The sequence below is a fragment of the Streptomyces odontomachi genome (genome assembly GCF_024435355.1).
GTDB lineage: Bacteria > Actinomycetota > Actinomycetes > Streptomycetales > Streptomycetaceae > Streptomyces > Streptomyces odontomachi.
This window is the reverse complement of record NZ_JAMJWG010000072.1, coordinates 1-2,559: the sequence shown is the minus strand read 5'-3', so window position 1 is coordinate 2,559 and position 2,559 is coordinate 1. Positions and strand designations below refer to the sequence as shown.

The 2,559-nt window shown below is 69.2% G+C and carries 2 protein-coding genes; one reads left to right on the top strand and one right to left on the bottom strand.

The window, feature by feature from the left end; translation table 11 throughout:
- Positions 1–682, bottom strand: a 682-nt coding sequence (locus NQO67_RS43400; protein WP_255956177.1) for a methylmalonyl-CoA mutase family protein, incomplete at its 3' end; no start/stop codon positions are given.
- 353 nt (positions 683–1,035) lie between these two features.
- Between NQO67_RS43400 and NQO67_RS43395 the strand changes: the two genes are divergently transcribed.
- Positions 1,036–2,559: type I polyketide synthase (locus tag NQO67_RS43395; protein ID WP_255956176.1), on the top strand; the 1,524-nt coding region annotated here is incomplete at its 3' end.

Here is a 2,559-nt window from a genome sequence, read left to right as displayed (position 1 = left end):
TCGCCAGCGTGAACGCGATCTCCTGCGCAGGTGAGGCGCCTGCCTCGGCCATGTGGTAACCGGAGATCGAGATGGTGTTCCACTTCGGGATCTCGGCCCGGCAGTACGCGAAGATGTCCGCGGTCAGCCGCAGCGACGGCTTGGGCGGGAAGATGTACGTGCCGCGGGCGATGTACTCCTTGAGCACGTCGTTCTGGATCGTGCCGGTCAGCTGGTCGGCGGAGACGCCTTGTTCCTCGGCGACGAGCTGGTAGAGCAGCAGCAGCAGGGCCGCCGGCGCGTTGATCGTCATCGACGTGGAGACCTGGTCCAGCGGAATGCCGTCGAACAGCACCCGCATGTCGTCGATGGAGTCGATCGCGACGCCGACCTTGCCGATCTCACCCCGCGCGATCGGGGCGTCCGAGTCGTGGCCCATCTGGGTGGGCAGGTCGAAGGCGACCGACAGGCCCGTCGTGCCGTTGGCGATCAGCTGCTTGTAGCGCGCGTTGGACTCCGCGGCGGTGCCGAAACCGGCGTACTGGCGCATCGTCCACGGGCGACCGGTGTACATGGTCGGATACACGCCGCGGGTGAAGGGGTACGCGCCCGGTGCGCCGATCTTCTCCGCCGGATCCCGATCCGCAAGGGCGTCAGGCCCGTAGACCGGCTCGATGGGCAGCCCGGATTCCGACTTGCGCACGACGGTTTCTCCTCTGCGGTCCTGCGGTCTACCAGATGGGGACGGCGTGAACCCGAAGGGGACCGGCTTGATGCGGGACACCCTTGTCAACCGGGACGAACGGCCGTGCTTGCGATTCTCCGCACACGTGAGGCTAGGCGCAGGTCCGCGGTGTCCGTACCCCCTAACCACCCCAGAACAGACCACTGTTTTCCGCGGATCCTCGGGGTCGTAGGGGGTGCCCCGCACAGGGGTTGGTGCTGGTCCCGGCGCTGCGGCGGCGACTTTAGATCGTACGAAGCTGCCTCTTAGGAATCGTCAGGAGGATGCGAAACCGCTCAGTCGTGACCCGCACCAGATCAGGGGAGCGCCCAATGGCCACGCCTTCGGAAGACAAGATCGTGACCGCATTGCGGGCAGCGCTCCGGGAGAACGAGAGGCTACGGAAGCAGCATGACCAATGGGTCCATGCCGCGGCCGAGCCGATTGCGATCGTGGGAGCGGGCTGCCGTTTCCCCGGCGGGGTGGCGGCGCCGGACGACCTGTGGCAACTGGTTGCCGACGGCGTGGACGCCATCGGCGAACTGCCGGGCAACCGCGGCTGGGACGTGACGGGCCTGTACGACCCGGATCCTGCGGCCACGGGGAAGTCGTACGTTCGGCAGGGCGGGTTCCTGTACGACGCGGACGCGTTCGACGCCGAGTTCTTCGGTATCAGCCCGCGGGAGGCGCTCGCGCTCGACCCCCAGCAGCGCCTCCTGCTGGAGACCGCCTGGGAGGCCTTCGAACGCGCCGGCATCGACCCGGACGGCACCGACACGGGTGTCTTCACCGGGATCATGTACGGCGACTACGGCTCCCGGCTGTTCGACCACATCCCCGAGGAGTTCGAGGGCTACGTCGGCACCGGCAGCGCGGGCAGTGTCGCCTCGGGCCGGCTCTCCTACACCTTCGGCCTTCAGGGCCCCGCGGTCACCGTCGACACAGCGTGCTCGTCGTCCCTGGTGGCGATGCACCTCGCCGTGCAGGCGCTACGCAAGGGCGAGTGCGCGCTGGCGCTGGCCGGCGGCGCCACGGTCATGGCCACCCCGACCACCTTCATCGAGTTCAGCCGCCAGCGGGGCCTCGCGCCCGACGGCCGCTGCAAGTCCTTCGCGGGTGCCGCGGACGGTGTCGCCTGGGGCGAGGGCGTCGGCATGGTGCTGCTGGAACGCCTGTCGGACGCGCAGGCCAACGGCCACCAGGTGCTCGCCGTGGTGCGTGGTTCCGCGCTGAACCAGGACGGCCGAAGCAGCCAACTCACCGCACCGAACGGTCCCTCGCAGCAGCGCGTGATCCGCGCCGCGCTTGCGGATGCGGGTCTGTCGACGGCGGACGTGGACGTGGTGGAGGCGCACGGCACGGGCACCACGCTCGGCGACCCGATCGAGGCGCATGCGCTCATCTCGACGTACGGGAACGGCCGGGAGGCCGGGCGGCCGTTGTGGCTGGGTTCGCTGAAGTCGAACATCGGGCACACGCAGGCCGCTGCGGGCATCGCCGGTGTGATCAAGATGGTGGAGGCGATGCGGCGTGGTGTGCTGCCGAAGACCCTGCACGTGGACGAGCCCACGCCGCACGTGGAATGGGCGGACGGTGGCGTCGAGCTGCTGACGGAGGAACGTGCGTGGCCGGAGGTGGGTCGTGCACGGCGGGCGGCGGTGTCGTCGTTCGGGATCAGCGGGACGAACGCGCACATCATCCTGGAGGCGGCACCTGATACGTCGGCCTCCGCCACGGGCCAGTCTGCGGAGTCGGACGGTCTGGCGGTGTGGCCGGTGTCGGCGAGGTCCGCGGACGCGTTGCGTGACCAGGCGCGACGGCTTCACGAGTACCTCTCTGCGGCATCCGGGGCTGGT